Origin of the sequence: Brenneria sp. L4-2C, assembly GCF_040240335.1 — a bacterium.
GTDB lineage: Bacteria > Pseudomonadota > Gammaproteobacteria > Enterobacterales > Enterobacteriaceae > Brenneria.
The window spans coordinates 79,418-103,840 of the sequence record NZ_JBEIAC010000006.1; the positions used below are offsets into that span (position 1 = coordinate 79,418).

A 24,423-nucleotide genomic window follows, 5' to 3' on the forward strand; every position below is an offset into this window, starting at 1 on the left:
CCGCTATTTTTTTGGTTGTGTTTTTAATTATTGATCACTATCGAGGTGTATTATCTTTACCCGAGTCGCTAATTTTTGCCGTAAAGTACTGAATCGTGAGCACGAAACGGTCAAAGCCGAGGAGCCGCGTCAACATCTGACCGTGATCCCTCGCGACCAACATAATATTTCACGCCGCGACATCAGCGATAATGCGCTGAAGGTACTTTACCGTCTGAGCAAAGCGGGCTACGAAGCTTATCTGGTCGGCGGCGGCGTGCGTGACCTGCTGTTGGGCAAAAAGCCTAAAGATTTTGATATCACCACCAGCGCAACCCCCGATCAGGTACGCAAGCTGTTCCGCAACTGTCGTTTGGTGGGCCGCCGTTTCCGTCTGGCTCACGTGATGTTCGGGCCGGAGGTGATCGAGGTCGCCACGTTCCGCGGACACCACGATCAGCATCAGGAGCAGAGCGAAGCGAAGAATTCCGCCCAGCAGGCCCAGAGCGGTATGCTGCTGCGCGACAATATTTTCGGCTCCATTGAAGAGGACGCGCAGCGCCGCGATTTCTCCATCAATAGCCTGTATTACAGCATTGCCGATTTCACCGTCCGGGACTACACCAACGGCCTGAACGATCTGCGTCAGGGCGTGATCCGCATGATCGGCGACCCGGAAACCCGCTATCGCGAAGATCCCGTACGCATGCTGCGCGCCGTTCGCTTCGCCGCCAAACTGGATATGACCATCAGCCCGGAAACGGCGGAGCCGATCCCTCGCCTCGCCTCGCTGCTGCACGATATCCCGGCGGCGCGGATGTTTGAGGAGTCGCTGAAGCTGCTACAGACGGGTTACGGTCATCCGACCTACAAAATGCTGTGTGAATACCAGCTTTTCCAACCGCTGTTCCCATTGATCAGTCGTAACTTTACCGAAGCCGGCGACACCACGCTGGAACGGATGATCGAACAGGTGCTGAAAAACACCGACCAACGTCTGCAAAACAATATGCGGGTCAATCCGGCGTTTCTGTTCTCCGCCATGCTGTGGTATCCGCTGATTGAACATGCGCAGAAACTGACCCAGGAAAGCGGTCTGGCTTATTTCGACGCCTTCTCGCTGGCGATGAATGACATTCTGGATGAACAATGTCGTTCGCTGGCGATCCCCAAACGCATTACGTCATTAGTCCGCGACATCTGGCAATTGCAACTTCGCCTGTCGCGGCGTCAGGGTAAACGCGCCTACAAACTGATGGAGCACCCTAAATTCCGGGCGGCCTACGATCTGCTTTGCCTGCGGGCTGAAATAGAAAAACATCAGGATCTTCTGCGTCTGGCTCAGTGGTGGGGAGAGTTCCAGGTCGCCGCGCCGCCGCGTCAGCAGACGATGTTGCACTCGCTGGATGACGGCCCGACGCCACACCGTCGCTCTCGCCCGCGGCGCTCGCGCAAACCGGCGGCCGCACACAGAGAAAAAGCCTGATGACGCGCGTTTATCTGGCGCTGGGCAGTAATCTCGCACAACCCTTACAACAGGCGCATGCGGCCCTGACGGCGCTGGATAACCTGCCGAAAACCCGTCTGGTCGGCTGCTCCTCTTTTTACCGCAGCCGGCCATTGGGCCCGCAGGATCAGCCCGATTACCTGAACGCCGTCGCGGCGCTGGAAACCGGTCTGGATGCCGAGCGACTGTTGGATCATACGCAAGCCATTGAGCAGGAACAGGGCCGGGTGCGTAAAGCGCATCGCTGGGGGCCGCGCACGCTGGATCTGGATATTTTGCTATTCGGCAACGACGTCATCCGCACGGCGCGGCTCACCGTCCCGCATTACGACATGAAAAATCGCGAGTTTATGCTCTATCCGCTGGCGGAGATCGCCCCTGAACTGGTTTTTCCCGACGGACAATCCCTTGCCCATCTTCTGACAAGCATCGATCGCAACGGCCTGACGCTGTGGCATAACGACGCCGACTGACCGCTGTTCGTCCAAGTGGGCGCTTGATCGCTATCGCTGCCCGCCTGCATCCATTAGAATGATCTCCCTCTATTCTTTGTCCTATTGATTGAATCAGGAAGGCTGTCATGAAACCGACGACCCTATCTCACTTGCGCCGATGGAAACAAGAGCAGCGGAAGTTCGCTTCAATTACGGCTTACGACGCCAGTTTCGCTCGTTTGTTTTTTGAACAAGGCATCCGTGTGATGCTGATTGGCGACTCGCTGGGAATGACATTGCAAGGGCATGATTCCACCCTGCCCGTCACCATCGACGACCTGGTTTACCACACGCACTGCGTGCGCCGCGGCGCGCCGCTGGCGCTGATTCTTTCCGATATGCCGTTTATGAGCTGCGCGACGCCGGAACAAGCCTGTAATCAGGCGGCCAAACTGATGCGCGCCGGCGCCAACATGGTGAAACTGGAAGGGGGCGCCTGGCTGGCCCCTACCGTGAGGATGCTGACGGATCGCGCGGTTCCGGTCTGCGGCCATTTGGGCCTGACGCCTCAATCCGTCAATATTTTCGGCGGTTATAAAGTTCAGGGTCGGGATGAAGCGGCGGCCAATCAACTGTTTGATGACGCCCTGGCCATAGAGCAGGCCGGCGCGCAGTTGCTGGTGCTGGAATGCGTGCCGGTCGCGCTGGCAAAACGCATTACGGAAGCCCTCGCCATTCCGGTCATCGGCATCGGCGCAGGCAACGTTACCGATGGACAAATTTTGGTCATGCATGACGCATTAGGCATCACAGGCGAGAAAACACCCAAATTCGCCAAGGATTTTTTAGCACAAAGCGGCGATATACGCGCAGCCGCGCGTCTTTATGTGCAGGAAGTTGAACAAGGCATTTATCCAGCCGAAGAGCACGCTTTCTATTAATATCGCTGCGTTCGTTAAGGAGTATAGACGTGTTGATTATTGAAACCCCTCTGTTGTTACGTCGTGAAATCCGCCGCTGGCGCCAGGATGGGAAACGCATCGCCCTGGTTCCCACGATGGGTAATTTGCACGACGGACACATGAGGTTGGTTGATGAGGCCAGAGAACGGGCCGACATCGTCGTCGTCAGTATTTTTGTCAATCCGATGCAGTTTGAACGACCGGATGATTTAGCCGGCTATCCACGCACCTTGCAGGAAGACTGCGAGAAGCTGACCCGCCGCGGCGTCGATCTGGTTTTCGCCCCCGCGCCGGAAGATATCTATCCGCACGGGCTGGAAGAACAAACCTTCGTCGAAGTCCCCGGCCTTTCCTATATGCTGGAAGGCGCCAGCCGTCCCGGTCATTTCCGCGGGGTCGCAACCATTGTGAGCAAGTTGTTTAATATGGTGCAACCCGATCTGGCCTGCTTTGGCGAGAAAGATTACCAGCAGTTGGCGCTTATTCGTCAGCTTGTGCGCGATATGGGTTATGACATCAGCATTATCGGCGTGCCGATTGTGCGCGCCAAAGACGGGCTGGCCCTCAGTTCGCGCAACGGCTATCTCAGCGCCGAGCAGCGCCGGATCGCGCCGCAATTAAATCAGATCATGGCGACCGTGGCGGCGCAACTGGCTGACGGCAATCGTCAGTTGGACGAGTTAATCGCGCAGGCTGAAGTGTCCCTGAGACAAGCCGGATTCACGCCGGACGAGCTATTCATTCGCGACGCCGAAACGCTGCTGCCGCTGACGGTAGACAGTTCCCGCGCGGTGGTATTAATGGCCGCCTGGTTGGGTAAAGCGCGATTAATTGATAACCAGCAGGTCGATTTGACTGTTTGAACCGAGGTGATAAACCATGATACGCACCATGTTGCAGGGTAAACTGCATCGGGTAAAAGTGACCCAGGCTGATTTGCACTATGAAGGATCCTGCGCCATCGATCAGGATTTCATGGATGCGGCCGGCATACTGGAATACGAAGCGATTGATATCTATAACGTCGATAACGGCCAACGCTTCTCAACCTACGCGATCGCCGGCGAGCGAGGCTCGCGGATTATTTCGGTCAACGGCGCCGCCGCTCGCTGCGCCTGCGTAGGCGACAAACTGATTATCTGTTCCTATGTGCAGATGTCCGACGAACAGGCGAGAGACCATCATCCCAAAGTGGCTTATTTCGCCGGCGACAACGAGCTACAGCGCCAGGCCAAAGCCATTCCGGTGCAGGTAGCCTGAAGAAAGGCGGCGACATGCCGCCTCAGGCTGTAAAAAGCCCTTCCGCTTCCAACCCCATTGCCTTCCCATTGCAGGAAGGCAATGGGCGTCGTTCTCCCCAACCATCGATGGATGGTTATTCCTCCCGACGGCTGCTGCCGATCTGCCAGATAAAGGTGGGCGGCGTGGCGCTGATCTCCCAGGCGCCGATATTGCGTAGTTTATAAATGACCGGATTATGCGACGCCACGGTGCGCGCATTGCGCCAGTGGCGATCCAGCGCCTTATCGGCGCGGGTATCGGAGGCGCCCAGCGCGTTAAACAGCTCCGTCGCCGCTTTGGGGATCAGCTCGGTGGCGATAGCCTGGGCTTTGGCCGCGTCGACTTCGGCGGCGATATTCGCCTCCAGCTCCAGCGCCTCGTCGCCGCTGAAGTGCGCCTCGTAGGCGCGCTGCAACGATGTCGCCGCCTGAAGAACCGAGGCTTCCACCGCGTAAGACCAGGCCGATATCTGCCCGACCACCTGCTGAACCTGCACGTCGTCCCTGACCAGATCGCCGTTGCCGTGGCTGTAGATACGCTTGCGCCGGCTGACGCCCTGCGCCGCATCGCGGGTCACCGCCCTGCCGATGCCCGCCTGCACCGCCAGCAGCACCTGCTGATAAAAGGCGGTCTGGTAGCGGAAGCGATCGGCGAAATCATACACATGCTCGGCCTGCACGTGCGCCTGCTTAAAGCGGGTGGTGCCGCTGCCGGTCAGGCGCTGGCCGAAACCGTCCCAGTCGTCGTCGCGCTGGACCGCCGCCTGCGCGGTGCTGACCAGCGCAATCACCGATCCGCCGTTGTCGGCGCGCTCGGCGTAGACGTCAATCCAGTCGGCAAACAGCGTGCCGGTGCTGTAAAACTTCTCGCCGTCCAACCGCCAGCCGTCGGCGGCGGGCGTTACCCGGGTGTTGACCTCCCCCAGCTTCACCGCGCCGATTTCGCTCCAGGCGCTGCCGACGGTCTCACCGGCGACGAAACGGCGCAGCCAGCGCTCGCGCTCCGGGCTGTCCGGCGCATTCAGACGATCCTCGACGAAGGCCAGATGTCCGCGCAGCGCCTGCGGCAGGTTGGGATCGGCCTCGGCCAGCTCAATCAGCAGTTGGAACAGCTGCGGCAGCGAGGCGCCGTCGCCCCCTTGCTCCTGGGGAATACGCACCGCGCCGAATCCGGCCTCCTTCAGCCAGCGCAGCGGCTCATCGGGCAGTTGGCGCGTACGCTCCCGCTCCAGCGCGCCCGCGGCGATGCGGGTAAATATCGGACGAAACCGGGCGGCCAGCCGGGCGTAATCGGCGCCGGTCGCAATCAGCGGATTTGCGCTCATGCTTCACTCCTTTCATCAGTTACATCGTCGATATCCTGTTTGGTCGGTTCATGACGCACCGCCAGCAGGAAAATAATCGGGATAATGGCGCTGAGCGATACCAGCCAGAACATATCGGTGCCGAAGCGCGCCTGCAAAATGGGCAACACGAACAGCGCCAGCGCGCTGCCTATTCCCGACAGCGAGCGGCTGAAGCCGACGCCGGTGGCGCGAATCGACGTAGGATAAGAGAGCGCCGGGTAGATCATCAGCTGCGCCCCCGGCCCGAAGCCTTCGGCAAACAGCCACAGCGCCAGCATGCTGACCGCCAGCACGATGCCGATGGTGGCCTGCGGCTGACCAATCAACGCCAGCGCAATCAGGGCGATGAATTGCAGCGCGAAACCGGCGATCGCCACGTGGCGCGACGGAAATTTCCACGCCAGCCGCATGCCGAGCAAACCGCCGGTAAAGGCGAACAGCGCGTTCAGCCCCAGCGACGCGGAGATGGTTTCAAATACCCCGGCGCCGAGGAACTGGGCCAGAATCGAAGGCAGGAAGAAGGCGATGGCGGTATATTCGAAGGCGATACACAGGTTCATCACACCCGCCACGATGGTGCGTTCCCGGTACGGTTTCTGAAACAGCACGCGGAAGCTGACCTTGGGCGGCTTGGGCTTCTCCTCCACCGGGCGATCCGGCTCCGCTTCATGGGCCTGGATGCCGTAGGACTCGCGCAGAATGCGCACCGCGCTTTTCAGGTCGCCCTGATTGGCCGCCCACAGCGGCGATTCATTCATGAATTTGCGCCGCACGGCGATAATCAGCAGCGCCGGCACCGCGCCGAACAGCAGCGAGGCGCGCCACAGCCAGTCCATATGCTCCGCGGGCAGCAGAAAATAGAGGCCGAAGATAATCAGAAAGCACATGGATGAGGCGGCGTACCACATCGGACACCAGGCGGCGAGACGCGCGGCCTTGTTGCCTTTGCCGCTGAATTTGGAAAACTCCGCCAGATAGGCCATCGCCACCGGCAGATCGATCCCGACGCCGATCCCCATCAGGAAACGCGCGCCGATCAACACCCAGACGTTCGGCGCCAGCCCCGCGGCGATCGCCGACACCACGAAGAACAGCATGTCGGCCATAAATACCGAGTAGCGCCCGTATTTATCGGTCAGCCAGCCGCCAATCAGGTTGCCGATAATGGTGCCGATCATGATAGACGAGGTGACCAGCCCGGTGACCACCGGCGTCAGCGAAAACTCTTTCACCACATCGTCAATACCGTAAGAGAGCGTGGTGAGGTCGTAGGCATCGAGAAATATTCCGCCCAGCGCCAAAAACACAATCATGCGCGCATAGCTGGTGCTATCGGTGCGGGTGTTAATCAGCCGCGCCACATCGCCGGCCGAGCGCACCGGCGCCGATAACGATGGATCGATTCCATCATCGATATTTAATGTACTCATAATTCCCTCTAGCTATCGTTTATTTATGCAGGTGACTCACTCGGCGGAAACCGGCACCAATACGCCTTGCACCAGCGGATCGTCGGTTTCCCTTAACCACTGCTGCACCCTTGCGTCGGCAAAGGCTTTTTGCAGTTTGATAATGTTTTCGTTATGTAAATAATCGGTGCCGATCACTAACTGCGAGGCGAAGGTTTTCGGCGCCGGCGGAAATAAAATGCCTTTCTCACGCGGCACTTTGCCGGCGTCGAATTGCGAAACATAACCAATGGCGGCGTCCACCGAATTCAACGCGCGCGGCATGGTGAGCAGATCCAGTTCCTTAAAGCTAAAGCGGCGCGGATTCTCCCTGATATCTTTTAATTTGGCGGTGCGCGGCTCGATCGCCGGATCGAGGCCGATCACATTCAGGCGCTGCAACAGCCACAGCGCCTGCCCCTGATTGGCGCCGTCGTTGGGGATGACGATTTCCGCGCCGTCCGGCAGGTCGTCGAAGGAGCGATAACGATCGGAATAGATGCCGAACGCCCACTGGAACACCGGCAGCGTGGGGGTCAGCTTGAATCCGTTGGCGTCCACCACCTGTTTCAGCCACCACTGATGCTGATAAATGGTGGCGGCGTATTTCCCCTCCGCCACCGCCCGGTTGGCCTGCACCGGGTCCTGCAAACCGCTGGCAATCAGCGTCAGGCCGTAGTCCGGCGCGATATGCTCGGCGACGAACTGGATCACCCGCTCCTCCCCGGCCATCGCCGGTTCGAAATGCACCTCCAGCGTGCTGCCGAAATTCACCGCCTGCGCCTTCTGCTGGGCGAAATACCCGACGCCGACGGCGATGGCCGCGACAACCGCCAGCGCCAGCCACCACGGCCAGCGTCGTTTTTTACGTAATGTGAAAGTCGTCTGATGGGTCATGATGAATGCGTTCCCTGTGGATGACGTAACGCGGCCACCAGGCGGTCGCCGATAAACTGAATCAATTGAATGGTGACGATCAGCACCACAATGGTGGCGATCATGATGTGATGATCGAAACGCTGATAGCCGTACACCACCGCCAGATAGCCGATGCCGCCCGCGCCGATGGTGCCGGCGATCGCCGAGTATTCGATCATCGAAATCAGATTGAGGGTGATGGCGGAGACCAGCGCCGGCAGCGCCTCGCTCAACTGGGCGCGGGTAATGATCTGCCAGTGGGAGCCGCCGGACACCAGCCCGACCGCGGTCACCTCCGGCGGCAGCTCATTCAGGGCGTTCTCCACCAGCCGGCCGAAGAACGGCACGCCGGCGACAATCATCGGGATCACCGCCGCCGGGATGCCGATGGTGGTGCCGGTCAGCCAGAAGGTAAAGGGTATAATCGCCGCCATCAGCACCAGAAACGGCAGCGAGCGCCCCATATTCACCAGCCAGCTTAATGTCCGATACGCCAGCGGACGGGGAAACAGACCGCGCGTCGAGGTGTTGAACAACACCACCCCGACCGCCCCGCCGACGGCGACCACAAACAGCATCACGATGCCGACCATCAGCCAGGTTTCGCCATAGGCCGGCAGCATCAGGTGATGAATCTGATCCCAGGGGGTATCCTGGCTGATAACCTTGCTTGCCGTTTGCGTCATACCGCCTCCCGCCATGCTTCAGACTCACCCGCCACCTGGGCGATAACCCCATAGTGGCTAAGCTGTTCCACCAGCGCCCCGGGCGCCAGCGGCGCGCCCTGAAAATGCACCGCCAATTGCAGCCGTCCCGCCAGTTGACCGCCCACGCGTTCGATATGACCGCCGAGCAGATCGATGCGCAACTGCCGCAGTTGGCTGATGTGGCTGATCCAGTCGGCGGCCACCGGCTGCCGGGCGGAATAGGTGACGTGCAGCAGCAGATCCCCCTGGGCGTCGACGGCCTCCAGCGGGAACAGTTGCCTTCCGAGCAGCGAATCCGGCGCGGCCAGTAAATCCCGCACCGCCCCTTGCTGCACGATCGCGCCGTCGCGCAGCTCCGCTACCGCATCGGCGGCATTGCGCACCGCCTCCATCTCATGGGTAATCAAAATAATCGACAGGCCGAATTCGTCGCGCAGCCGTTTCAGCAGCGTCAGAATGGCGCGCGTCGACGCCGGGTCGAGACCGGAAGTGGCTTCGTCGGCCAGCAGCACCGACGGGTTGAGCGCCAGCGCCCGGGCGATGCCGACGCGCTGGCGCTGGCCGCCGGAAAGCTGCGCCGGATAGCTCGCCGCCTTATCGCTCAGCCCGACGCTCTCCAGCAGATGGCCCACGCGCTGTTCGATTTCGGCCGGGATAACCCCCAGATACTCCAGCGGCAGCGCGACGTTTTGCCACGCGGTTTTGCGTTGCAGCAGCGCCGATGACTGAAATACCGTGCCGATGGCCCGCCGTTCGCGGCGCAACGCCTCGCCGGACAGGCGCGACAAATCCTGTCCGTTGACCTGAATGCTGCCGCTGCTCGGCCGCTCCAGCAGGCTGATGCATTTGGCCAGCGTCGATTTTCCGGCGCCGCTGGGGCCGACCACCGCGGTAATCGATCCGGCCGGCACCTGCAACGACACGCCTTTCAGCACCTCGACGCTCTCGCCGTTGCGCCCGCGATACTGTTTATGCAATTGCGAAATATCGATCATGGCTGCCGCTCTCCCACCGGTTGTTCCGTCGGGTTGAGCGCCGGCCCGCGCCGGTAGGCGGCCCCCGGATGCGGCGCGGCGAGACGCGGCCCCTGTCCGAACAGTTTTTCCCGCAGGGTGCCGGGCGCATAGTCGCGTTTGAATACCCCCCGGCGCTGTAGCTCGGGAACTAACAATTCCACCACGTCGCTGAAGGTCTCATGGGTGACCGCATAGGCCAGATTGAAGCCGTCGACGTCGGTCTCTTCCACCCAGGACTGCAACTCATCGGCCACCGTCGCCGCGCCGCCGACCAGCAGCGGGCCGAAGCCGCCGATCCCTACCCAATCCGCCAGCCCCTGCACCGTCCACTGGCGATGGGGATCGGCGGTGGAGAAGTTTTCCACCGCCGACTGGATGGCGTTAGTATGCAGATGCTTGAGCACCTGATCCGGCCGGTATTGCCCGAAATCGATGCCCGTCCAGCCGGAAAGCAGCGCCAGCGCGCCTTCATAGCTCACCCAGGACTTATATTCCCGCCATTTGTCCTGCGCTTCCTTGTCCGTCTCGCCGACAATCACGGTTTGCAAATTAAAAATTTTGATGTCGTAGGGATCGCGCCCGGCTTCGACGGCGCGGCGGCGAATATCCGCCACCGTCTTTTTCAGCAGCACGCGGGAGGGCGAGGCGACGAACACGCACTCGGCGTGCTGCGCGGCGAACTGTTTACCGCGGCTGGAGGCGCCGGCCTGATACAGCACCGGCGTCCGCTGCGGCGACGGTTCGCACAGATGAATGCCCGGCACCTGAAAGAAGTTGCCCTGATGGTTGATCGGATGAATTTTGCTCGGATCGCTGAAAATGCGCCGCTGGCGATCGCGCAGAACAGCCCCCTCTTCCCAACTGCCTTCCAGCAGTTTGTACACCACCTCCAGATACTCGTCGGCGTAGTCGTAGCGCGCATCGTGGTCGGTCTGGCTCTGCTGGCCGATATTGCGCGCGCCGCTTTCCAGATAGGAGGTGACGATATTCCAGCCGACCCGCCCTTTGGTCAGGTGGTCGAGGGTGGAGAGCCGGCGGGCGAAGGGATACGGATGCTCAAAAGAGAGCGAGGCGGTCAGCCCGAAGCCCAGATGCTCGGTGACCAGCGCCATCGGGGTGATCAGCGCCAGCGGATCGTTGACCGGCACCTGCGTCGCCTGGCGGATGGCCGCGTCGCCGTTGCCGTTCAGCACATCGTAAATCCCCAGCACGTCGGCGATAAACAGACCGTCGAACTTGCCCCGCTCCAGCAGGCGCGCCAGATCGGTCCAGTATTCCAGATCCTTGTACTGCCAGGAACGGTCGCGCGGGTGCGCCCACAGGCCGGGCGACTGATGACCGACGCAGTTCATATCAAAGGCGTTAAGCCGGATTTCACGTTGCGATGACATAGTTTTCTCCATAGCGATCCCGGACCGGTGCCCTGTCTTGGCCGGGTTATTGTTATCGGGTTAACTCAGTAGAGAAGATTCAGGATGGCGCGGGACATCGCTGCGCGTCGCCGGAAGTGACGGCGGCCAGCAGTTGATGGGCGATGGCCTCGGCGTGGTCGGCGACCTGCGGCAAACCGATCAGTTCGCCAAAACGCCCGCGTGCCGCGGGGCCGGCCACCAGCAGGCGCGGATTCGCCCGGCCGTGCCGGTCAATAACCCGACTGTGCTCATCGACCAGCAGCCCCAGCCCGAGCGGGTCGGCGCGCAGCTCGCCGCGTTGAGCCAGCGCCCGGAACAGCGGATTGCTCTCCAGCAGCGCGCCGTGGGCCGGGCCGGTGGTAACGACCAGCCGGTCGACATGCAGGGTTTCCGCGCCGCCGCCGCGTTTTCGCAGTTGCAGCGCGATGGCGTTATCGTCGCCCACCGACGCCTGTTGCAGCCGGGCGGCCAGCACCCGCAGGCTGCCCTGCGCGCGCTGTTGCGCCAACAGCGCGCTGACCTGCGGAGCGACGCGGTAACGGTGTACGTCCCAGTAGGCGCGCAGGTGGCGCAGGAAACGCCGCTGCTCGGCCTGCGGCCACTGCTGCCATAGCTGTTGCCCGTTGACGCGAATCTCATCCAGCACCTTTTGCCAGGGCTGCCGCTGGAGGGCGGCGCGCTGAACTTCCTGGCGGATGAGCCTCAGCAGCGCGCGCGGCGTGGCGGCCTGCGCCGGCGATATCTCCAGCGTCCAGTCGGGAAAGTCGCCGCCGACGTTGGGGCGGGACAGCAGGCCGCGGCGGGAAAACGCCACGATGGCGCCGCGATGACCCCGCCGTTGCAACGACGCCACCACGTCGGCCATGGTTAAACCGCTGCCGATAATCGCCACCCGATCGTTCTCCGCCACCGCATCCAGCGCGTCGTGACGCCAGGGGTCGGCGATCAATCCGGGATGACGTACCTGCGCCAGCGGACTCGGCAGCGACGGCTGCGGATGACTGACGGCCAGCGCCACGCCATCGGCCTTCAGCCTGACGCCCTGTTCCGTGACGATAAATCCGTCCCGCCAGTCAACGGCGCGGTCTTGCAGATGACGCAAATTCCCGCCCGCCGCCTGGGCGAATTTCTCCGCCATGTAGCGGCCGAACACGCCGCGCCGCGGGTAGATTTTACCGTCCCGCCAGAGGGCGTCGGGGTCGTCGCGCAGGCCGCCGGTTTCCTCGAACCAGCGCTCGAAACTGTCTTGCTCGGCGCGCGACAGCCACATCCTTTCCACCGGCACGTTGATACGGTGCGCCGCGTCGGCGCTGGAATAGGCCACGCCCTGCCCCACCTGCGCGCGCGGCTCCACCACGGTTATCTCCAGCTCCGGCCGGGCGGCGCGCGCCAGATGAATCGCCACCGCCGTACCGGTATAGCCGCCGCCGACAATCACTATCCGCCGTTTAGTCATGCGCTCTTCCCTCTCCATGACGCCGGCGCTCAACGCGCGCCGGCCTGTTTGTTAACCGGCCGTTTATCGCCGCCGATGGTTTCGCCGAACGGCCCGGTATTCACCTGACGCGCCTGACGCTCCGCCGCTTCGGAGACCGGCAGCAGCGGCATCACCAGTTCGGCAAAGCGGTGCGCTTCCTCCAGGTGCGGATAGCCGGAAAAAATAAAGTTCTCGATACCCAGCGCCTGATATTCGCGGATACGTTCGGCCACCTGCTGCGGATTGCCCACCAGCGCGGTGCCGGCGCCGCCGCGCACCAGTCCCACCCCGGCCCAGAGATTGGGGCCGATGCGCAGACTGTCGCGCGAACCGCCGTGCAGAGCGCTCATGCGCTGTTGTCCGGTGGAGTCCATGCGGGCGAAGATTTTCTGCGCGCTGGCGATGGTCTCCTCGTCAAGATGGGCGATCAGCCGGTCCGCCGCCGCCCAGGCTTCCTCCTCGGTTTCACGCACGATCACATGCAGACGGATGCCGTAGCTTAGCGTGCGTCCCGCTGCGGCCGCCCGCCGGCGTACCCGCGCCAGTTTCTCCGCCACCTGCTCGACCGGCTCTCCCCAGGTGAGGTAGCTGTCGATCTGATTGGCGGCGACGTCGATCGCTTCCGGGGAAGATCCGCCGAAATAGAGCGGCGGGCCGTTCTCCTGCACCGGCGGAAACAGAATCTCCGCCCCCTCGACGCGGATATGTTTGCCGGTGAAGTCGACCTTCTCCCCTTTGAGCAAGCGTGAATAGACGGTGAGGAACTCCTGCGTCACCTCATAGCGTTCGGCGTGACTGAGAAAAATGCCGTCGCCGCGGTTTTCCACCGGATCGCCGCCGGTCACCACGTTAATCAGCAGGCGGCCCGCGGATAAGCGATCCAGCGTGGCGGCCATACGCGCCGCCAGCGACGGCGGCTGCAATCCCGGACGCACCGCCACCAGATAACGCAGGCGACGGGTAATCGGCGCCAGCGCCGAAGCGATCAGCCACGAATCCTCGCAGCTTTTGCCGGTCGGGATCAGCACGCCGTAATAGCCGAGGTTGTCGGCGGCCAGCGCCACCTGTTGCAGATAGGGCAGATCCACCGCGCGTCCGCCTTCCGTGGTTCCCAGATAGCGGCCGTCGCCGTGGGTGGGCAAAAACCAAAAAACGTTGATAGCTTGTTGCTGCGCCTGGCTCATTATGCATTTCCTATATAACAATATGTCTTATATGTAGATAGAAAAACCGCCTTTCGTTATAAACGATGTCAGCACAATGCATGCCAAGATTAAAAACGAATAAAAAATATAAAAATCAATAAATTAAAAAAATCACCGTCATGCCGTTGCTGTTGCATATGCAACAGCGCCTTGACCCTCACTGCTGCAAAAGCAGCATTTTGCCTCTTTAGGGCTCTCGCCCTTTACCGGCGACTCGGATAGGATTTTCACACCGCCGTAACCACGGAGCTACTTATGCATAACCGACGCCCCTTCTCTTCGGACAAACCAGTGCTGATCGATCCCGCTTCCATCGCGTTTCAGAACGTACTGGATCAACTGGCGCCCACCGATGCCACCGTGCTGATCATTGGTGAAACCGGCACCGGGAAAGAGGTGGTCGCCCGCTATTTGCACCATAACAGTCCGCGCCGCCAGCAGCCTTTTCTGGCCGTCAACTGCGGCGCGCTGAATGAAAGCCTGGCCGAAGCGGAACTGTTCGGCCATCAGAAAGGCGCGTTCACCGGCGCGACCGAAACCCATCAGGGATGGTTCGAAGCCGCCGAGGGCGGCACCTTACTGCTGGATGAAATCGGCGAACTTAGCCTGTCGCTTCAGGTGAAATTGCTGCGGGTGTTGCAGGAGAGGGAGATCACCCGCGTCGGTTCGCGTCGGCCCATCAAGGTCAACGTGCGGGTGATTGCCGCCACCCATGTGGATTTGGCGCACGCCATCCGCGAAAAACGCTTCCGCGAAGATCTCTACTATCGGCTTAACGTCGCGGCCGTCACCCTGCCGCCGCTGCGCCAGCGCCGGGAGGACATTCCGCTGCTGGCGGAACATTTCCTCACGCTGTACGCCCATCGGCTGGGGCGGCCGCTGCTTCAGCTCTCCGCGGAGGCGCATCAACTGCTGATGGATTACCCGTGGCCGGGAAATATCCGCGAGTTGGAAAATACCCTGCACAATGCGGTGCTGCTGAGCAAAGAATCGGTGATCACGCCCCGGCAACTGCGCCTGACCAGCACCACGGAAATCCCCGCCGCGACGGAGACGGAAGAACTGGACCGCTTTATCCGCCAGCACCTACAGAGCGACGCCGGACAGATTTTTCAGCGGGTGACCCAATCGCTGGTGCGCAATGCTTTCGACATCTGCAACGGCAACCAGATACAGACCGCGGCCATGCTGGGGATCAGCCGCAATACCCTGCGTACCCATCTGGCGCATCAGGGGCTGGTCAAGCCGCGGCGGCGTTCGGCATCCGGCGTGAACTGGCCGCGGCGCTGCGCCGCAGGGCCATCGCTCGATCGGGAGCTGCGCATCGGCTATCAGAAATTCGGCAATCTGGGGGTGCTTAAGGCGCGGCAAAGTCTGGAGTCGCTGTTCGCCGGTCAGGGCATCAATGTGTCGTGGAGCGAATTCCCGGCGGGGCCGCAGTTGCTGCATGCCTTGCACAGCGACGAGATCGATTTCGGCACCACCGGCGAAGTACCGCCGATTTTCGCCCAGTCCCAGGGTTGCCCGCTGGTGTATGTCGCCTACGAGCCGCCGGCGCCGCAGAGCGTGGCCTTGCTGGTGGCCCGGGACAGCCCCATCGCCAGCGTCGCCGAACTGCGCGGCAAGCGCATCGCCGTCAACAAAGGCTCCAACGTGCATTACCTGTTGCTGCAACTGCTCGATGAACACGCGCTGACCTTGCAGGACGTGCGTATTATCTACGCCCCGCCGAAATATCCGTTGGCGCCCAGCGACTATCAGGCGGTGGACGCCTGGCTGTTATGGGATCCGCTGCTGAGCGACGCCGAGCGCAACGGCGATCTGCGGGTGCTGGCGGACGGCCGCCAGCGGGTGCAGAACCAGCAGTTCTATCTGGCCCAGCGCCAGTTTTCCGAACGATCCGAGGATATCCTGCAACAATTGTTCGCGGCATTGCAGAAAACCGGCAATTACATCGACAACCAGCGAGCGGAAGCCACCGCCCTGCTTGCGGCCGAGCTGGGCCTGCCGCGCGCCACGCTGGAACTGGCCCTGTCGCGCCGCAGCAATAAGCCGCGCTTTATGAATACCCACGTTATTCGCGAGCAGCAAATCATCGCCGATCGTTTTTTCGCCCTGGGATTGCTGCCGCGCGCCATCAATATTCGCGACGCCATTTGGCGCACCGGTTCGCCGTCGCCGCCGGCGCCGCTATATGCGGAACATAGCGCCGGGCGATATTAAGCGCCGCCGGGCGCGTGCTACGACGTAGCATGGAAATGGCGGCATTGTGGCGCACGAAATATTCACCAATGTGACATATTCCAATTTATGGGGAACACTCAGGCACGGGCGACGTTCTTATCCGCTATTTGCGGATTACGAATATCAACAGCCGGAAATCATATTTCTCCTGTTATCACGCGGGTATAGATTAGTTAACCATCTGTAAACCACGTTAATGAGTAGAGAGCGGCTTACGGCCGTTCTTCGACATGATGTCATCTTTAGGAGATAGAATGAACGTTATCACCCTGGCCGGCAGTCCGCGTATTCCTTCCCGCTCAAGCGCGCTGCTGACGTTTTCCCAACGCTGGCTTGAAGAAAAGGGTATTAACGTGATTCCCTGGAATTTGTTTAATTTTAATCCGGAAGATCTGCTGTACGCCAAATTCGACAGCCCCGGACTGAAGGTTTTTATCGACCAGTTGGCCGCCGCCGACGGGGTGATTATCAGCACGCCGGTGTACAAAGCCTCCTTTACCGGGGCGCTGAAAACCCTGCTTGATCTGCTGCCGGAGCGGGCGTTTGAAAATAAGGTGATTTTGCCGCTGGCCAGCGGCGGCTCGTCCAACCATATGCTGGCGCTGGATTACGCCCTGAAACCGGTGCTGAATGCGCTGAAGGCGCAGGAGATCCTGCATGGCGTCTTCGCCGAGGACAGTCAGATTACCCACTACGATCGCACGCCGGTATTGAGCGCGGCGCTGGAAACCCGCCTGGCCGCCTCGCTCAGCGACTTTGCCCGCGCGCTGGAGCGGCAAACCCACTATCGCGCGCCGGCGTTTTCATAAACGATCCGCCGGGCGGCATGGTAAATCCATCCCCCCGGCGGATTGGCGGAACTCAGCTACGCAAGCCGCGGCCGTTCTCAATCAGCCACCATGCCAGCAGGTAAAACGCCGCGATAAAGGCGATCAATACCGACATGGTGAACGCCAGCGGCACATCCTGAATGCCGAGGAAACCATAGCGAAAGCCGCTGATCATATACACAATGGGATTCAGCTTCGATACCGACTGCCAGAACGGCGGCAACAGCGCCAGCGAATAAAATACGCCGCCCAGATAGGTTAGCGGCGTCAGCACAAAGGTGGGGATTAAGCTGATGTCATCAAAGCTTTTGGCAAACACCGCGTTCAACAACCCCGCCAGCGAGAACAACACCGCCGTCAGCAACAGCGTCACTACGATAATCCACCAGGCATGAACATGCAGGGGGACGAAAAACAACGATACCGCCGTGACCAGCACCCCGACGCAAATCCCGCGCGCGACGCCGCCCCCGACATAACCGGCGATCACCACGTGCGTCGGCACCGGCGCCACCAGCAGTTCTTCAATATTGCGCTGAAATTTCGCGCTAAAAAAGGACGACGCCACGTTGGCATACGCATTGGTGATCACCGACATCATAATCAGTCCGGGGACGATAAACTGCATATAATCAAAACCGTGCATATCGCCAATGCGTGAACCGATTAGATTGCCGAAGATGATGAAATACAACGTCATGGTGATAACCGGCGGGACCAGCGTCTGTATCCAGATACGGCCGAAACGATGCACCTCTTTAATCCACAGGCTCTGCAACGCCACCCAATACAAACGCATCATGCTTTTTCTCCATTACCATTAACCAGAGCGACGAACAGCTCTTCCAACCGGTTGGCCTTGTTGCGCATACTCAACACCTGAATGCCCTGCGCGCTGAGCTGGCTGAATACGCCGTTCAACCCCTGTTCGCGCATCACTTCGACCTCCAGCGTGGAGGTATCCAGCAAACGATGCTTATACCCGTCAAGTTTCGGCAGCGGGCTCTTGAGCGCCAGATCGAAAATAAAGGTTTCTGATTTAAGTTTGGAAAGCAGGTGCTTCATGGAGGTATTTTCCACCAGTTCGCCATTCTGGATAATGCCGATGTTGCGGCATAGCATCTCTGCTTCTTCCAGATAGTGGGTGGTCAGAATAATCGTGGTTCCCTGCGCGTTGAGCTCTTTCAGAAATCCCCACATGGAGCGGCGCAGTTCGATATCCACCCCGGCGGTGGGTTCATCGAGAATCAGTAATTTCGGCTCATGCATCAGCGCGCGCGCAATCATCAAACGCCGCTTCATACCGCCGGACAACATACGCGCGCGTTCGTCGCGTTTTCCCCATAAATCCAGCTGTTTCAGGTATTTTTCCGCCCGTTGCAGCGCGTCCTGACGCTTGACGCCGTAATATCCCGCCTGATTGACCACGATCTGCAAGACGGTTTCAAACGGATTAAAGTTAAATTCTTGCGGCACCAGCCCCAATTGACGCTTCGCGTTAACCACATCCTGCTCAAGATCGTAACCAAACACCCTGACCTTGCCGGCGGTTTTATTGACGAGGGAGCTGATAATGCCGATGGTGGTGGACTTCCCTGCGCCGTTCGGTCCCAACAGCGCGTAGAAATCGCCCGCCTCGACGCGAAGATCGATGCCGCGCAGCGCCCTGACGCCTCCTGAATAGGTTTTGGTTAACTGCGACAGTTCCAATGCATATGTCATAAAAAATGCGTTGCCTTATTATCAGTAAGTTCTACAGTTTCAATTCTTCAACTATCGTTTTTCAAACGGCGATTGTTGTCCTATATTACCTCTCTGCTATTTGTTTGTTACAGGTCATTTACTTTCATGAAAGAAATCGAAACGCTCATCGCCAATAACCAACGCTGGTCGACAACGATGGTGGAAGAAGACCCCGGTTATTTTGAACGACTGTCGCTGGCGCAACGCCCCCGTTTTTTGTGGATCGGCTGTTCGGACAGCCGGGTGCCGGCAGAAAGTCTGACCAGTCTGGAGCCGGGCGAATTATTTGTGCATCGCAACGTCGCCAATCTGGTGATCCATACCGATCTGAATTGTCTTTCCGTGGTGCAGTACGCCGTTGAAGTTCTGGAAGTCGAACATATCATCATCTGCGGCCACTACGGCTGCGGCGGCGTACAAGCTGCGGTGGAAAACCCGGAATTGGGCTTAATCAATAACTGGCTGCTGCACATCCGTGATTTGTGGTACAAGCATAGCTCGCTGCTGGGAGAATTACCCCCGGAACAGCGGTTGAATACGCTGTGTGAAATCAACGTGATCGAGCAGGTTTACAACCTCGGTCATTCTACCGTGATGCAGTCGGCCTGGAAACGCGGCCAGAAGGTGACAATCCATGGATGGGTTTATGGTATTCAGGACGGACGACTGCGCGATCTGGAAATCAGCGCCACCAGTCGGGAAACGCTGGAACAACGCTATCGTCGCGCGATGTCCTCTCTCTCCTGAGCGCTAATGACGCCCGGCGCCGGGCGTCATTAAGTCCATTTATTCCTGCGGAATAACCTTGCCGACATAAGGCAAGTGACGGTAGTGCTGCGCGTAGTCAATTCCGTAGCCGACGACGAACTCATCCGGGATCGCAAATCCGACCCATTCGACCTGCACATCCACTTCCCGACGTTGCGGCTTGTCCAGCAGGGTGCAGATGGCCAGCGATTTCGGTGAACGCAGTTGCAGGATTTCCCGCACTTTGCTCAGCGTATTACCGGAATCGATAATATCTTCGACGATCAGAACATCCTTACCGCGGATATCCTCATCCAGATCTTTCAGGATCTTCACGTCGCGGGTGGTGCTCATACCGCTGCCGTAGCTGGAGGCCGTCATGAAATCGACTTCGTGTGAAACATCGATCGCCCGGCACAAATCGGCCATAAAAATGAATGAGCCTCGCAATAAACCGACCAACACCATATCGCTGCCGCTGTCACGATAGTGTTCGCTGATTTCCCGGCCCAATTCGGTAACGCGCGTCCTGACTTCCTGTTCGGAAATCATGACTTCTACGGTATGTTTCATCATACTCATAACTCTTTGAATAAAGGTATTCAGCACCATCAATAGGGTTCAGGATTTGATTATTGACGATGCGCCAGTGCAGACGGATAGCGCCTAAGGGCGCGAAGTATACCAGAAAGCAGGGGCCAGCCCCATCCCCCATCTTTACCGACAGGAATTATCATGAGCCAACAAGAAACAGAGATTGATTACAAAGTAAACGTTCCGGTTTCCAGCCGGCAATTTATCGAACTGCTGACCAAAACCTCTTTGGGCGCGCGTCGTCCGCTGTCCGATAGCGAGACCATCGAAGGCATGCTGGAGAACGCCAGTCTGCTGGTTTCCGCCTGGCAGGGCGAGACGCTGGTCGCCGTTGCCCGTAGCGTTACCGATTTCCATTTCTGCTGTTATTTGTCCGATCTGGCGGTATCGGAAGCGCTGCAACATCGGGGAATAGGGAAAAAACTGATTCAGGTCACGGCGCAGCAACTGTCTCCGAAGTGCAAAATCATTCTGCTCGCCGCGCCGCAAGCGGTGGATTACTACCCCAGGCTGGGCTTTACCCGACATGATAGCGCCTGGGTCATCCCGGTGAAGGCGCTGTGATGCGCCCTGTCGGCATATCGATTATGCGACCGCCGGCCCAGTGGGTTTTCCGCTACTGAAGCCGGTAATGCTCATAATTGTTAACGAATATACAAGATTGCGTTATCGCAGAATAAATCTGCGTAAAGCGCATTGCAGCGTCGCCTGATTGCGTTTCTTATAGCTGACGAAAGACCCAATTATCGGAGGTTGTATGAAAAAACTGACCACGTTATCCGGCGTCGCCGCGCTGATGCTGGCGCTGTCCGGAGCCTCGGCCTGGGCCGCGCCTGACGCGGGCAAACCTGACGGCGCGAATCCGCAGAGCGTAACCCCCCGGCAACCGGCGCCGCTGGCGCAGTTTCCCCATGCCGGGCCGGGCTTACCGCCGCCGCCGGCGCCGCTGTATGAGGCGTCTCTTCAGACGCGTCATCCCGACGAAGCGTTGAATAAGCTGGTCGCCAATGCGCCGAAGGGGGCGGATAAAAACTACGAAGTCAGAGTCATGGTAAGAGAGCTGCCGCCCGAGCCCCCTATCGCGCCGGAGCAGGCTGCCAATAAATAATTTTCACCCGTTTGCGGAACAGACAAGATTGAAATCCGTTGAAACAAGAGCGATACGGAGTACGGTATGAAAAAATCACTGACGATGCTTGTGGCATTAAGTCTGCTACTGCCGGTGAGTACGATGGCGCACCCCGGCCCCGGCGGCCCCGGTGGTCCTGGCGGCGGATTCGGCGGGCCGGGGCCAGGCGGTTGGGGGCCGGCTCCCGGCGCGGCCTTCGACAGATTGCCTTCCGGCGTGGAAACCGTGCTTATCGCCGGACTAACCTATTATGTGCTGAACGGCATTTTCTACCAGCGCCAGCACGACCAGTACGTGGTTGTTGAAGCGCCTCCCGGCGACGCCGTCGCGACGACCCGCAACGGCATCACCGTGCTGGACATAAACGGCGAACGTTTCTATGTCAAAGACGGGAGCTACTACAAACGGAATATCAACGGCGAATATATTGAGGTTCCCAAACCCGCCGGATTATAAAGACAAGCATGTGGCTATGAGCCGGGAAACAGAATAGGTTGTTCGCTCTTTATGCTCAGCCTGACCCGTTGCCCCGGCTCGAACCCGATGCGGCTTTGCACCTGTATAACCTGTTCATCCAGCCTGATGCGATAGTGGTTGGACGACCCCATGAAGATGCGATCTTCAATCTCCGCCGCGCCGTCGGGATCCAGCGCCAAGGCGATATCATGCGGCCGAATCAGCCAATCACAGCGAGAATCGATGGCTTGCCCATGCGCATGCGGGGCGGTGTGATCGCCAAAAAGACTGTGCCACTGATGATCGCTCAGAATCGTGACCGGCAGGTAGTTGCTGCTGCCCAGGTAATCCGCCACAAAACGGCTGTTCGGCCGCTGATATAAGGTTGCCGGATAGCCTTCCTGCACAATGCCGCCGTTATCCATCACCGCCAGCCTATCGGCAAACGCGAACGCCTCATCCTTATCGTGGGTCGCCAATATCGTCATGACCGGCAGTTGTTTGAGTATCAGGCGCAGTTCAGCAATCAGATGATAACGGGCCGGACTATCAATATGGGAAAACGGTTCGTCCAACAACAGGATCTTCGGCTTACAGGCTAATGCCCTGGCAATCGCCGTCCGTTGTTGCTGTTCGCCGGTCAGTTCATGCGGATAACGCGCTTCCAATCCTGCCAGCTTGAGCAACGCGATCATCTCGGCAACCGCCGTTGCGATAACCTCCTGCGGCTGGCCGTACAAGCCAAAAGCGATATTTTCCGCCGCCGTCAAATGAGGGAACAAAGCCGCGTCCTGAAAGATCATCCCCGCCTGACGCCGCTCAGGCGGCGCCAGCGTCTGCCCGTCGCTGATGATCTGTTCCGACAGCGCTATCCTTCCTTCGGCGAGGGGAATCAATCCGGCCACGGCTTTTAACAACGTGGTTTTGCCGCTGCCGCCGGCGCCCAGGAGACAGACAATCTCCTGTTCGCGCAGCGACAGGGAAACCGTGTTCAGCCCCTCATGTTGCGGGTCGCGACAGGTCACATGCTCAATGGTCAATATAGCGGGCGAGTCGATCATCTTTTATTTTCCAATACGGCATTCAGCCAAATCACAGGAACCAGCCCGACCAGCACCAGCATCAATGCGGGCAACGCCGCCTGCTCCAACTGCTCGTCAACGACGAAGGTAAACACATAGGTCGCCAGCGTGTCGAAATGCAATGGGCGCAGCAGCAAGGAGGCGTTCAGCTCTTGCATACTTTCAATAAACACCAGCAACGTACCCGTCAGTACGCTCCGCCGCAGCAAAGGCCAGTGTACGCGCTTAAACATCCGTCCCGGCGTACCTTGCAGCATCCGGCTCGCCATATCCAGCGAGCCGGGAATTTTCGCCATGCCGCCATCAATACTGACGATCATCATGGCGCAGAAACGCACGCTGTAGGCGAAGACCAACGCCACGATCGAGCCGGACAACAACAGACCGGGCAACGGCAGCGATAGCATGCCGGCCAGCGCATTCACGCCGCGATCGAACGCGGCAAGCGGAATCAATAACCCGATCGCCAACGCCGTGCCGGGTACCGCATACCCGAGACCGGCAAGACCCAGCATCGTCTCCGTTGAAGGCCGACCGCCGAGACGCGAATAAAACACCAGCAGCAGCGAGACCAGCAGCGTTATGCCGGCGGCCAGCGCGGAGAGCAGCACGCTATTCAACGCATAATGAAAAAAAACCGCGCTCCAGGCGTGCGTAAAATAGCGAAAGCTCCAATTGATCAACATCATACAGGGGATACCGGCCGCCAACAGAATAAGTCCCCAGCAGTATCCCTGCGCCAGTATCTTCTTTATGCCGGACAAGGCCGGGACGTTGTCCCGCGCCTGCCCCGGATTTTTTTGATAAAGCATCTGGCGGCGTCGACTGTAAAACGCGGCCGTCACGATCAAAAAGACCAACGGCAACATGATGGCGGAAATCCGCATGGCCGTCCCCCGATCGCCATTCCCCAACCAGGCGTCGTAGACCGCAGTGGTCAACGTGGCCGGCGCCAGGTAAGAAACGGCGCCGAAATCCCCCAGCGCTTCCGCCGCCGCCAGCAATGCGCCGACGGCGACCGCCGGCCAGATGAGCGGCAAGGTGACGCGCCGCAAGATGCCGTCGGGTGAGTGATTCAGCAGGCGGGCAGAGTGCGTCAATGCGGCCGGCAGTTCCAGCAGCGCTTTACGCGCCAGCAGATACACGTACGGATAGAGCGTCAGCGCCAGAATCATGCAGGCGCCGCCGGACGAACGAATGGGCGGAAACCAGTCATCGACGGCGCTATGCGGGGAAAACGCCTGGCGCAGCCATCTCCGCACCGGCCCGGCATCGTCCAACAGGTCGGCATAGATATAGGCCGCCAAATACGGCGGCACCGCCAGCGGCAGGCACAACATCCACCGCAGCAGCCGCTGGCCGGGGAAACGATAGCTCGTCATCAGCCAGGCGGCGGGCAAGCCGAACGCCAGACTCAGCGATACCGTCCCGACCACCACCCCCAGCGAGTTAAGAAGGTAGGTCGGCAAGACACTCCGCCAGAGAGGGATAAAACCCGCGCCGCCGGCGAAAAAAGCCTGAAAAAAGATGACGGCTATCGGCAACAGTAACAATCCTGCGCATAGCCAACTCCCCGCGCGCCAGCGCCGGATACCCAAACCACGATAACTCGCCACGTTTATGCCGTACCACCTGTAAAAATGCCCGGAATAATAAACAATGCGATGTCTGCCGGACATCAATTTATTCTATTACCTGAATATCAGAGGATTATTTACAGATCAAACTTAACCTCATCAACCCGTTTCAATGCCTGCCGACACGTCGCGCCAATCGTGCGCGACGATCGATACTGTCCGCTTCAAGTTTCCACGGAGGTAAAGACTTCAACCGCCAACATACGCGTACCGGTGCGATGTCAGGTGGAAAACAAGAAAATTTAGTCAGGTGATCTACAATTGTGATAA

24 protein-coding genes are annotated in these 24,423 nt (G+C 59.5%); 11 read left to right on the forward strand and 13 right to left on the reverse strand.

All coding sequences use genetic code 11. The annotated features are described in order from the left end of the window. The first annotated feature begins 52 nt into the window (after nucleotides 1–52). The 5 genes from pcnB to panD all read left to right on the forward strand — a co-directional run bounded on the left by pcnB (nucleotide 53) and on the right by panD (nucleotide 4,142). Nucleotides 53–1,465: a polynucleotide adenylyltransferase PcnB gene (gene pcnB / locus ABRZ26_RS11210; protein ID WP_319604388.1), complete on the forward strand. Its 1,413-nt coding sequence runs from the start codon at nucleotides 53–55 to the stop codon at nucleotides 1,463–1,465. After that, on the forward strand, nucleotides 1,465–1,959 hold the full coding sequence (gene folK, locus ABRZ26_RS11215; protein WP_319604343.1) for a 2-amino-4-hydroxy-6-hydroxymethyldihydropteridine diphosphokinase: 495 nt from the start codon (nucleotides 1,465–1,467) through the stop codon (nucleotides 1,957–1,959). Before pcnB ends, folK begins: the two co-directional genes overlap by 1 nt. 107 nt (nucleotides 1,960–2,066) lie before the next feature. Then, the gene (gene panB, locus ABRZ26_RS11220) at nucleotides 2,067–2,861 is read left to right on the forward strand and encodes a 3-methyl-2-oxobutanoate hydroxymethyltransferase (protein WP_319604344.1); all 795 of its coding nucleotides are present in this window, start codon (nucleotides 2,067–2,069) and stop codon (nucleotides 2,859–2,861) included. A 29-nt stretch (nucleotides 2,862–2,890) separates the two neighbouring features. After that, complete coding sequence (gene panC, locus ABRZ26_RS11225) at nucleotides 2,891–3,745, forward strand: pantoate--beta-alanine ligase (RefSeq protein ID WP_319604345.1); 855 nt, start codon at nucleotides 2,891–2,893, stop codon at nucleotides 3,743–3,745. Nucleotides 3,746–3,761: 16 nt separating this feature from the next. Then, complete coding sequence (gene panD / locus ABRZ26_RS11230; protein ID WP_319604346.1) at nucleotides 3,762–4,142, forward strand: aspartate 1-decarboxylase; 381 nt, start codon at nucleotides 3,762–3,764, stop codon at nucleotides 4,140–4,142. A gap of 115 nt (nucleotides 4,143–4,257) precedes the next feature. Here the strand turns inward: panD and ABRZ26_RS11235 are convergent, their stop codons facing one another. From ABRZ26_RS11235 to ssuD, 8 genes are all read right to left on the reverse strand, one after another. Next, nucleotides 4,258–5,487 carry an acyl-CoA dehydrogenase family protein gene (locus tag ABRZ26_RS11235; protein WP_319604347.1) on the reverse strand — a complete coding sequence of 410 codons (1,230 nt, stop codon included), beginning with the start codon at nucleotides 5,485–5,487 and terminating at the stop codon, nucleotides 4,258–4,260. Beyond that, complete coding sequence (locus ABRZ26_RS11240) at nucleotides 5,484–6,938, reverse strand: MFS transporter (RefSeq protein ID WP_319604348.1); 1,455 nt, start codon at nucleotides 6,936–6,938, stop codon at nucleotides 5,484–5,486. The genes ABRZ26_RS11235 and ABRZ26_RS11240 overlap by 4 nt, the downstream gene beginning before the upstream one ends. 36 nt (nucleotides 6,939–6,974) lie before the next feature. Beyond that, nucleotides 6,975–7,853 (reverse strand): MetQ/NlpA family ABC transporter substrate-binding protein, encoded by an 879-nt coding sequence (locus ABRZ26_RS11245; protein WP_319604349.1) that lies wholly within the window; start codon nucleotides 7,851–7,853, stop codon nucleotides 6,975–6,977. Continuing rightward, entirely contained in the window at nucleotides 7,850–8,560 is a 711-nt protein-coding gene (locus ABRZ26_RS11250; protein WP_319604350.1) for a methionine ABC transporter permease, read from the reverse strand. Before ABRZ26_RS11250 ends, ABRZ26_RS11245 begins: the two co-directional genes overlap by 4 nt. Continuing rightward, the gene (locus tag ABRZ26_RS11255) at nucleotides 8,557–9,576 is read right to left on the reverse strand and encodes a methionine ABC transporter ATP-binding protein (RefSeq protein ID WP_319604351.1); all 1,020 of its coding nucleotides are present in this window, start codon (nucleotides 9,574–9,576) and stop codon (nucleotides 8,557–8,559) included. Before ABRZ26_RS11255 ends, ABRZ26_RS11250 begins: the two co-directional genes overlap by 4 nt. Continuing rightward, nucleotides 9,573–10,988 (reverse strand): LLM class flavin-dependent oxidoreductase, encoded by a 1,416-nt coding sequence (locus tag ABRZ26_RS11260; protein ID WP_319604352.1) that lies wholly within the window; start codon nucleotides 10,986–10,988, stop codon nucleotides 9,573–9,575. Before ABRZ26_RS11260 ends, ABRZ26_RS11255 begins: the two co-directional genes overlap by 4 nt. A 79-nt stretch (nucleotides 10,989–11,067) precedes the next feature. Next, nucleotides 11,068–12,465, reverse strand: coding sequence for an FAD/NAD(P)-binding protein (locus tag ABRZ26_RS11265; protein ID WP_319604353.1), 1,398 nt, complete (start codon nucleotides 12,463–12,465; stop codon nucleotides 11,068–11,070). 29 nt (nucleotides 12,466–12,494) lie between these two features. Beyond that, complete coding sequence (ssuD, locus tag ABRZ26_RS11270; RefSeq protein ID WP_319604354.1) at nucleotides 12,495–13,670, reverse strand: FMNH2-dependent alkanesulfonate monooxygenase; 1,176 nt, start codon at nucleotides 13,668–13,670, stop codon at nucleotides 12,495–12,497. Nucleotides 13,671–13,946: 276 nt separating this feature from the next. Between ssuD and ABRZ26_RS11275 the strand changes: the two genes are divergently transcribed. Further along, nucleotides 13,947–15,914, forward strand: a complete 1,968-nt coding sequence (locus tag ABRZ26_RS11275) for an aliphatic sulfonate ABC transporter substrate-binding protein (RefSeq protein WP_319604355.1) — start codon at nucleotides 13,947–13,949, stop codon at nucleotides 15,912–15,914. A gap of 275 nt (nucleotides 15,915–16,189) precedes the next feature. After that, on the forward strand, nucleotides 16,190–16,744 hold the full coding sequence (gene ssuE, locus ABRZ26_RS11280; RefSeq protein ID WP_319604356.1) for an NADPH-dependent FMN reductase: 555 nt from the start codon (nucleotides 16,190–16,192) through the stop codon (nucleotides 16,742–16,744). Between the two features lie 52 nt (nucleotides 16,745–16,796). Here the strand turns inward: ssuE and ABRZ26_RS11285 are convergent, their stop codons facing one another. Both ABRZ26_RS11285 and ABRZ26_RS11290 read right to left on the reverse strand, forming a co-directional pair. Then, on the reverse strand, nucleotides 16,797–17,567 hold the full coding sequence (locus tag ABRZ26_RS11285) for an ABC transporter permease (RefSeq protein WP_319604357.1): 771 nt from the start codon (nucleotides 17,565–17,567) through the stop codon (nucleotides 16,797–16,799). Further along, on the reverse strand, nucleotides 17,564–18,487 hold the full coding sequence (locus ABRZ26_RS11290) for an ABC transporter ATP-binding protein (RefSeq protein ID WP_319604358.1): 924 nt from the start codon (nucleotides 18,485–18,487) through the stop codon (nucleotides 17,564–17,566). The genes ABRZ26_RS11285 and ABRZ26_RS11290 overlap by 4 nt, the downstream gene beginning before the upstream one ends. Nucleotides 18,488–18,613: 126 nt before the next feature. Between ABRZ26_RS11290 and can the strand changes: the two genes are divergently transcribed. Next, nucleotides 18,614–19,255: a carbonate dehydratase gene (gene can, locus ABRZ26_RS11295; protein WP_319604359.1), complete on the forward strand. Its 642-nt coding sequence runs from the start codon at nucleotides 18,614–18,616 to the stop codon at nucleotides 19,253–19,255. Between the two features lie 39 nt (nucleotides 19,256–19,294). Here the strand turns inward: can and hpt are convergent, their stop codons facing one another. Further along, nucleotides 19,295–19,837, reverse strand: coding sequence for a hypoxanthine phosphoribosyltransferase (gene hpt / locus ABRZ26_RS11300; protein ID WP_319604360.1), 543 nt, complete (start codon nucleotides 19,835–19,837; stop codon nucleotides 19,295–19,297). Nucleotides 19,838–19,990: 153 nt separating this feature from the next. On the opposite strand from hpt, the gene ABRZ26_RS11305 reads away from it, so the two are divergent. The 3 genes from ABRZ26_RS11305 (at nucleotide 19,991) to ABRZ26_RS11315 (ending at nucleotide 21,434) form a co-directional block, all read left to right on the forward strand. Beyond that, nucleotides 19,991–20,413 carry a GNAT family N-acetyltransferase gene (locus ABRZ26_RS11305; protein ID WP_319604361.1) on the forward strand — a complete coding sequence of 141 codons (423 nt, stop codon included), beginning with the start codon at nucleotides 19,991–19,993 and terminating at the stop codon, nucleotides 20,411–20,413. A 193-nt stretch (nucleotides 20,414–20,606) separates the two neighbouring features. Then, nucleotides 20,607–20,957, forward strand: coding sequence for a hypothetical protein (locus tag ABRZ26_RS11310; RefSeq protein ID WP_319604362.1), 351 nt, complete (start codon nucleotides 20,607–20,609; stop codon nucleotides 20,955–20,957). Nucleotides 20,958–21,023: 66 nt separating this feature from the next. After that, a complete protein-coding gene (locus ABRZ26_RS11315; RefSeq protein ID WP_319604363.1) occupies nucleotides 21,024–21,434 on the forward strand; it encodes a DUF6515 family protein in 411 nt (136 codons plus the stop codon). A 14-nt stretch (nucleotides 21,435–21,448) separates the two neighbouring features. Here the strand turns inward: ABRZ26_RS11315 and ABRZ26_RS11320 are convergent, their stop codons facing one another. Continuing rightward, nucleotides 21,449–22,495 (reverse strand): ABC transporter ATP-binding protein, encoded by a 1,047-nt coding sequence (locus ABRZ26_RS11320; RefSeq protein ID WP_319604364.1) that lies wholly within the window; start codon nucleotides 22,493–22,495, stop codon nucleotides 21,449–21,451. Beyond that, nucleotides 22,492–24,132 (reverse strand): ABC transporter permease, encoded by a 1,641-nt coding sequence (locus tag ABRZ26_RS11325; RefSeq protein ID WP_319604365.1) that lies wholly within the window; start codon nucleotides 24,130–24,132, stop codon nucleotides 22,492–22,494. The genes ABRZ26_RS11320 and ABRZ26_RS11325 overlap by 4 nt, the downstream gene beginning before the upstream one ends. Nucleotides 24,133–24,423 lie beyond the last annotated feature (291 nt).

Excerpts from the sequence above, each read along its gene's own strand:
- hpt (WP_319604360.1), bottom strand. The coding sequence starts at position 19,837 with ATGAGTATGATGAAACATACCGTAGAAGTCATGATTTCCGAACAGGAA.
- ABRZ26_RS11235 (WP_319604347.1), bottom strand. The coding sequence starts at position 5,487 with ATGAGCGCAAATCCGCTGATTGCGACCGGCGCCGATTACGCCCGGCTG.
- folK (WP_319604343.1), top strand. The coding sequence starts at position 1,465 with ATGACGCGCGTTTATCTGGCGCTGGGCAGTAATCTCGCACAACCCTTA.
- ABRZ26_RS11250 (WP_319604350.1), bottom strand. The coding sequence starts at position 8,560 with ATGACGCAAACGGCAAGCAAGGTTATCAGCCAGGATACCCCCTGGGAT.
- ABRZ26_RS11305 (WP_319604361.1), top strand. The coding sequence starts at position 19,991 with ATGAGCCAACAAGAAACAGAGATTGATTACAAAGTAAACGTTCCGGTT.
- panB (WP_319604344.1), top strand. The coding sequence starts at position 2,067 with ATGAAACCGACGACCCTATCTCACTTGCGCCGATGGAAACAAGAGCAG.
- ABRZ26_RS11285 (WP_319604357.1), bottom strand. The coding sequence starts at position 17,567 with ATGATGCGTTTGTATTGGGTGGCGTTGCAGAGCCTGTGGATTAAAGAG.
- ABRZ26_RS11240 (WP_319604348.1), bottom strand. The coding sequence starts at position 6,938 with ATGAGTACATTAAATATCGATGATGGAATCGATCCATCGTTATCGGCG.
- ABRZ26_RS11315 (WP_319604363.1), top strand. The coding sequence starts at position 21,024 with ATGAAAAAATCACTGACGATGCTTGTGGCATTAAGTCTGCTACTGCCG.
- ABRZ26_RS11260 (WP_319604352.1), bottom strand. The coding sequence starts at position 10,988 with ATGTCATCGCAACGTGAAATCCGGCTTAACGCCTTTGATATGAACTGC.
- ABRZ26_RS11265 (WP_319604353.1), bottom strand. The coding sequence starts at position 12,465 with ATGACTAAACGGCGGATAGTGATTGTCGGCGGCGGCTATACCGGTACG.
- ABRZ26_RS11320 (WP_319604364.1), bottom strand. The coding sequence starts at position 22,495 with ATGATCGACTCGCCCGCTATATTGACCATTGAGCATGTGACCTGTCGC.
- ssuE (WP_319604356.1), top strand. The coding sequence starts at position 16,190 with ATGAACGTTATCACCCTGGCCGGCAGTCCGCGTATTCCTTCCCGCTCA.
- ABRZ26_RS11310 (WP_319604362.1), top strand. The coding sequence starts at position 20,607 with ATGAAAAAACTGACCACGTTATCCGGCGTCGCCGCGCTGATGCTGGCG.
- ABRZ26_RS11290 (WP_319604358.1), bottom strand. The coding sequence starts at position 18,487 with ATGACATATGCATTGGAACTGTCGCAGTTAACCAAAACCTATTCAGGA.
- panD (WP_319604346.1), top strand. The coding sequence starts at position 3,762 with ATGATACGCACCATGTTGCAGGGTAAACTGCATCGGGTAAAAGTGACC.
- can (WP_319604359.1), top strand. The coding sequence starts at position 18,614 with ATGAAAGAAATCGAAACGCTCATCGCCAATAACCAACGCTGGTCGACA.
- ABRZ26_RS11275 (WP_319604355.1), top strand. The coding sequence starts at position 13,947 with ATGCATAACCGACGCCCCTTCTCTTCGGACAAACCAGTGCTGATCGAT.
- ssuD (WP_319604354.1), bottom strand. The coding sequence starts at position 13,670 with ATGAGCCAGGCGCAGCAACAAGCTATCAACGTTTTTTGGTTTTTGCCC.
- ABRZ26_RS11245 (WP_319604349.1), bottom strand. The coding sequence starts at position 7,853 with ATGACCCATCAGACGACTTTCACATTACGTAAAAAACGACGCTGGCCG.
- ABRZ26_RS11255 (WP_319604351.1), bottom strand. The coding sequence starts at position 9,576 with ATGATCGATATTTCGCAATTGCATAAACAGTATCGCGGGCGCAACGGC.